5 protein-coding genes are annotated in these 5,780 nt (G+C 51.9%); 4 read left to right on the plus strand and 1 reads right to left on the minus strand.

Translation table 11 applies throughout. The annotated features are described in order from the left end of the window. Window positions 1-441 precede the first annotated feature (441 nt). From dapB to MoGM_RS05735, 4 genes are all read left to right on the plus strand, one after another. A complete protein-coding gene (gene dapB, locus MoGM_RS05720) occupies window positions 442-1,197 on the plus strand; it encodes a 4-hydroxy-tetrahydrodipicolinate reductase (protein ID WP_104369156.1) in 756 nt (251 codons plus the stop codon). 101 nt (window positions 1,198-1,298) lie between these two features. Continuing rightward, a complete protein-coding gene (lepB, locus tag MoGM_RS05725; RefSeq protein WP_371410506.1) occupies window positions 1,299-2,726 on the plus strand; it encodes a signal peptidase I in 1,428 nt (475 codons plus the stop codon). A gap of 77 nt (window positions 2,727-2,803) precedes the next feature. Further along, on the plus strand, window positions 2,804-3,352 hold the full coding sequence (gene lepB / locus MoGM_RS05730) for a signal peptidase I (protein ID WP_104369158.1): 549 nt from the start codon (window positions 2,804-2,806) through the stop codon (window positions 3,350-3,352). A 168-nt stretch (window positions 3,353-3,520) separates the two neighbouring features. Continuing rightward, window positions 3,521-4,138: a WbqC family protein gene (locus MoGM_RS05735; protein WP_104369159.1), complete on the plus strand. Its 618-nt coding sequence runs from the start codon at window positions 3,521-3,523 to the stop codon at window positions 4,136-4,138. 287 nt (window positions 4,139-4,425) lie between these two features. On the opposite strand, the gene MoGM_RS05740 is transcribed toward MoGM_RS05735, so the two are convergent. Continuing rightward, on the minus strand, window positions 4,426-5,780 hold a 1,355-nt coding region (locus MoGM_RS05740), incomplete at its 5' end, for a DUF1593 domain-containing protein (RefSeq protein WP_233210183.1).

Below are 5,780 nucleotides of genomic sequence, written 5' to 3' on the forward strand. Positions count from 1 at the left end.
CTCCGACGGGCATCCCGTTGCGGAAAATCGGCAGAATGACCTGCTTGCGATAAAAAGCATATCGCACCGCATATAGCGGTGAGTATCGTATTCGTTTTCTATCTTGACGAAAAACAAAGTGTTAAATCCGTGATATTGTTATTACAAAAAAGCCTTTTCGTGAACCGGGAGTATGCCTGAAAGGCGGGAAGACAAAAACAGAGGACGGAAGGGAGTGGCTCAAAAAGCAATATACAGAAATCAACTCTCAGATAACTTCCTTTGCCTGCCTGGCTTCGCAAAAAAATATTTTTCCTTTTCGCCGGCACAGTCTTCCATCGTTTTTTATCCCCTTTGCCCTTTTGTGTTTAAGAACCTTCCGTATCCTCAAATTTCCTCGTAAATATTGCCCCTTTGTCGCTAAAAATCAGTATCTTTGCCGAGATAAAGCAATAATTGGACATGAAAATAGCATTGATAGGATACGGCAAGATGGGCAAGATGATAGAGCAGATTGCCCTTAGCCGCGGTCATGAAATCGTAAGTATAATCGAAGTGGACAATGTTCATGACTTCGACAGTCCCGAATTTGCCTCGGCCGACGTGGCGATAGAGTTCACCGCTCCGCAGGCTGCGTATGGCAACTTTCTCAAAGCGTTTGATAAAGGCGTGAAAGTGGTGAGCGGCTCTACCGGATGGATGAAGGACCACGGTGACGATGTGCGCCGGATGTGTGGCGAAGAGGGGCATACGCTGTTTTGGGCGTCCAACTTCTCTATAGGTGTCGCCATCTTCTCCGCCGTAAACCGCTATCTCGCCAAGATGATGAACGGCTTCGGACAGTATGACGTGCAGATGGAGGAGGTGCACCACATACACAAGCTCGACCACCCGAGCGGCACGGCGATAACGCTTGCCGAGGAGATAACGGCCCGCCTGGACCGCAAGGACGGTTGGACGGTTGGCACGGTGACAAATCCCGACGGTACCGTGGAGGGCACGAAAGACACTCCAGCCGACAAGTTGCGTATAGACAGCATACGCCGCGGCGAGGTACCGGGAATACACAGCATATCATACGACAGCGAGGCAGACCGTATCACGATAATACACGACGCGCACTCACGCAAGGGGTTTGCGCTGGGCGCGGTGCTCGCCGCCGAGTATACCAAAGACCACAGCGGCCTGCTGACGATAAGCGATATGTTTGATTTTTAGGAAAGGGGAGCTTCCGGCTTTTTTTGCGGCAGACACCTGTCAGCCCTCCTGCTTATCGCCGGCATCCCTTTAAATAAAAGCCAATGACAAATAAATATAAGATGAGAAAAGAAATAAACATGCGCACGCAATGGATCAAGTTTATCACCGTGCTTGTGCTTTATCTGGCTTTCCTCCTGTGGGTGGAGAGCTGGTGGGGACTTGTGGTTGTCCCGTTCATATACGACGCTTACATATCGAAAAAGATAAAATGGCAGTGGTGGAAAGAGTCGCCCACGCCCGAAGTGCGGTTCATAATGTCGTGGGTCGACGCGATAGTGTTTGCCCTCGTGGCCGTATATTTCATCAACCTGTTCTTCTTCCAGAACTATGTCATACCGTCGAGCTCGCTCGAAAAGTCGCTCCTTACCGGCGATTATCTCTTCGTCAGCAAGGTCAGCTACGGCCCGAGGGTGCCGCATACGCCGCTTACCATGCCGCTCACGCAGCATACCCTGCCAGTGCTCCAATGCAAGTCGTATATCGAGTGGCCGCAATGGGAGTACCGCCGCGTGAAAGGATTGGGCAAGGTGGAGCTTAATGATATTGTCGTATTCAACTACCCGGCCGGCGACACTATATGTTCGGCGCCCCAGTATCAGGCACAGGATTTCTATATGATGTGCTACGGGCTCGGATACCAGATATATCCGCAAGGCCCCGATCCCGACTCGCTGTCGGTGACGCAACGCCTGCGCTACTTCGGCGACGTGTATGCGGCCGGCCGCTCATACATAGCCGGCAACCCGCAGGAATACGGCGCGATAGACACGCGCCCCGTGGATCGTCGCGAGAACTATGTGAAGCGGTGCGTGGGACTGCCCGGACAGACGTTGCAGATAAAGAACCGGATAGTATATCTCGACGGAAAGGCCAACAAAGAGCCGGACAACGTGCAGTACACCTATTACGTAAAACTGCGTCAGGCCATTCCTGACGGGCTGATGGATGAACTTGGAATATCGATGGAAGACCTGCAGAGCCTTAACACCGCCGGTTACATGCCGCTGACAAAGCGGGCCGTGGCGGCGCTCTCGGCCCGCAAGGATATTGTGGAGCGCATAGAGCTCAACACCGCGGCAACCGACAGGGACATCTATCCGCTGAACGGAAACATGCACTGGACTCGCGACAACTATGGCCCGATATGGATCCCGGCCAAGGGAAAGAGCATAGACCTGACGCTCGATAACATAGCGATATACGAGCGGCCTATACGTGCTTACGAGGGCAATGACCTCGAGGTGCGCGACGGTAAGATAATCATCAACGGCAAAGAGGCATCGAGCTATACTTTCAAGATGGACTATTACTGGATGATGGGCGACAACAGGCACAACTCGGCCGACTCACGTTACTGGGGATTCGTGCCCGAAGACCATATCGTGGGAAAGCCTATATTCATCTGGTGGTCGTCAAATCCCGACAAGAGTTTCTTCGGTGGAGTGCGCTGGAACAGGCTGTTCCGTTTTGTGGACAACATCAGGTGACGGCCGGGGCATATCAGGCAGCAGCTGATATACCACACATACGGACACGGATATTAATATAATGTGATGGAGGATGTATGAAAGCCGGTTTTAAGTTTATACTTGCTTTTGCGGTGGCGGCATTGTGCATGCTCGCTTTCCGCAGCCTGGCTTTCACCCTGCTCACCGTCGACGGCAATGCGCTCGAACCGGTGCTCAGGCGAGGCGACCGTGTGGTTGTCAACCGGTGGAGCTACGGCCTTCGTGCGGGTGGCAACGGCAGTCTGTTCAGTTACGGCCGGTTGTGGCGCTCGGAGGTGAGGCGGGGCGACATCGTCGCTTTCGACAGTCCGTCCGACTCGATATCGGGCATCGTAGTGTGCCGTTGCACCGCATTGCCTGGCGACACGGTGAGAACAGCCGGCGGCACGGTCACCGTACCCGGAAAAATAAACTGTGACGAGGAGGATTGCTACTGGATGGAGTCGCTCAACAAAGCGAACACCGCCGACAGCCGTGTCTTCGGGTTTGTGCCCGAGAGCCTGATAATAGGCCGTGTATGCCTCATCCTGTACAATCACGACGACAAATTGCCGCCATTCGAGGGCTACGACCCCGACAGACTATTCTTAAAGGTAAAAAGGTAAAATGGTGGAAAGGTAAAAATATGAGATCTGGCACTTGATGTTTTCCATGTTGTCACCTGCCATGTAATGGCTGGCATTTACCGTATTGGCATCTGGCATTTACCGTGTTAACATCAATCGTCCGGCATATTGACATCCGCCACCTGCCATATAACATCAAAATCCTCTATGTATCCAATTCTATCCACAACATATTTCGGACCCGTCCAGTGGTATCAGAAGCTGGCACGTCACGGCTCGGTGCTGATGGAGGGCTGCGAGAATTATCAGAAACAGACGTTCCGCAACCGTTGCGTGATAGCCACGGCCAACGGTCCGCAGGCTCTCACCATACCTGTCGTGCGTGGCGACAGCGACTGCCTGAGAGACATACGTATCAGCGATCACGGCAACTGGCGCCATGTCCACTGGCATGCGTTGCTGAGCGCATACAGCGAATCGCCGTTTTTCGAATACTATGCAGACGATATACAGCCGTTTTTCGAGCGTCGGTGGACATTCCTTCATGACATGAACATGGATATATGCCGCAAGATTTGCGAGCTTGTCGACATTCGCCCCGATATCCGGTATACCGATGAGTATATGCCTGCGGACGCCCTTCCGCCTCATGTCATAGACTATCGGGACGCCATCCGCCCTAAAAATCCGGTGCCCGACGACGAATTCGAGCCTCGCCCTTACTATCAGGTGTATGCACGCAAGCACGGTTTCCTGCCCAATATGAGCATCCTCGACCTGCTTTTCAACATGGGTCCCGAGAGCATCTTCTATCTCGTCGGGTAGCGTGCCGCTCCCCGCCGATTGGGAACAGAGATACAAGAAATCATGGAAAGTAATGTGCCAAGGTATAAAAAAACATGGGTTTCAGCGATAAAAGACTGAACCCCGATTGGTATTTTTAGAGTGCATATAGGAGCGACGGGGCCTCAACTCTTACAACCGCCCGCCATTGTAGGCCACGCACAAGCCAACAACCTCGTCGCCGGCCTCCTCCACAGCCACCGGCGCGTTGCGGTAACTGTACTGCGGTCATCGCGCCGCCTTTCAACAATCCGTATCTCCATACTTATTTATTCACAGACCGTTATCACAATCCTTCGATATTTACATAAAGGATATTCGGAATCGTTATCTGACACGCGGAGGATAATGTGGATGGCCTTGCCTTTTGCCTCCTGAGGAATTATAATAGTTGGCTTCACTGAATCCGCTCCTTCTATTTTCACTTCTCCCTGATAGGTTGACGGTGCCTTGTAATATTCCCAATTATACGAAAGTTCGTCATGATCAGGGTCATAACTCTTTGAGGCATCCAAAGTGAGAGAATGTCCGGCCTTGCCTTTTAGGCGAATGATGCTTTGCGCCTTGTCGCCATTCACGATGGCGACAGGATGATGGTTTGCCTCCGAATAGCTGTTTGTGACGCTCCATTGCATACGAGCCTTGAAATCGTTATGTACGTCCTGCGCCCAACGAGTCAAGGCCATGTTCCCCTCAGACTCTGCGCCGTGCATGAGGTAAGGAGAGTATTGCATCTCGTCAAGATTATTCCTCTTTACCCAGTCCATAGACGGAATATCCGCTTTCTTTTCGAGCGAGAATCGGCCTCCCCAGCCTCCATAATCTATGTTTTCCGGGGAATTAAGTCCGTTATTGACGCAATAAAGGAACGAAGGCGTATCTCCCTCCGTGGCCCAAATCCGCGATGCGTAAGCTTTGCCAAGAGACCCCACCTCTTGCACATATTTTCGATACCAAGCGTCATCCTTCGGCCAACCGTAAATCTCCTTATTGCGGATGTAAGTCAACTGCGGAAAATTCTTTGCGATCCAAGCCCCGGCATCGTCCTGCCCCAACACATCGTACACCCTTATCTTGCTGACAAACTTCTCCACATCTTCTTTTGTTCTTGTGTGGCTAATCTTCCAAAGCGCCTGAGCCAAGGTATTCATGCCCGACCAAGCCGCGATCCAAACAGGGCGTTTGTCTTTTCTGTCAACCACTTCGATAATCCATTCCGAACCGTCACTGTCCTTGCCTTCGCCCACACCGGCCATTGCGGCTTGGTGCTGTCCGACTTTCACAATGGTCCTCAGGCTTTCAGCCTCGGGATAACGCTTGTCATGGACCGTCAGATTAGGCAATGTCTGCTCGTAGGCGGCAATGACAGCCTCTATGTATTCGTCTGCGCCGGTTCCGTAAGGCACCCACGCATGCTGCGATATTATACCTTCTAAGTCCACATCGTTGAGCATTACCATGAGATGCACCAACGACTGTATGTCGTCAGGGTCAGACCCGCCGATGTCCGTGGTGACTATCAATCTTGTATTTTGGCTCTTGTCTTTACCTAAGATGCAGCAAGTCGTGGTCAATAGCATTGCCGCCAAAACCAGTATTTTTCGGGTTAAATCAGAATATCGAC

This window comes from Prevotella sp. MGM1, from assembly GCF_002933775.1.
Taxonomy (GTDB): Bacteria; Bacteroidota; Bacteroidia; order Bacteroidales; family Bacteroidaceae; genus Prevotella.

Excerpts from the sequence above, each read along its gene's own strand:
- dapB (WP_104369156.1), top strand. The coding sequence starts at position 442 with ATGAAAATAGCATTGATAGGATACGGCAAGATGGGCAAGATGATAGAG.
- lepB (WP_371410506.1), top strand. The coding sequence starts at position 1,299 with ATGAGAAAAGAAATAAACATGCGCACGCAATGGATCAAGTTTATCACC.
- lepB (WP_104369158.1), top strand. The coding sequence starts at position 2,804 with ATGAAAGCCGGTTTTAAGTTTATACTTGCTTTTGCGGTGGCGGCATTG.
- MoGM_RS05735 (WP_104369159.1), top strand. The coding sequence starts at position 3,521 with ATGTATCCAATTCTATCCACAACATATTTCGGACCCGTCCAGTGGTAT.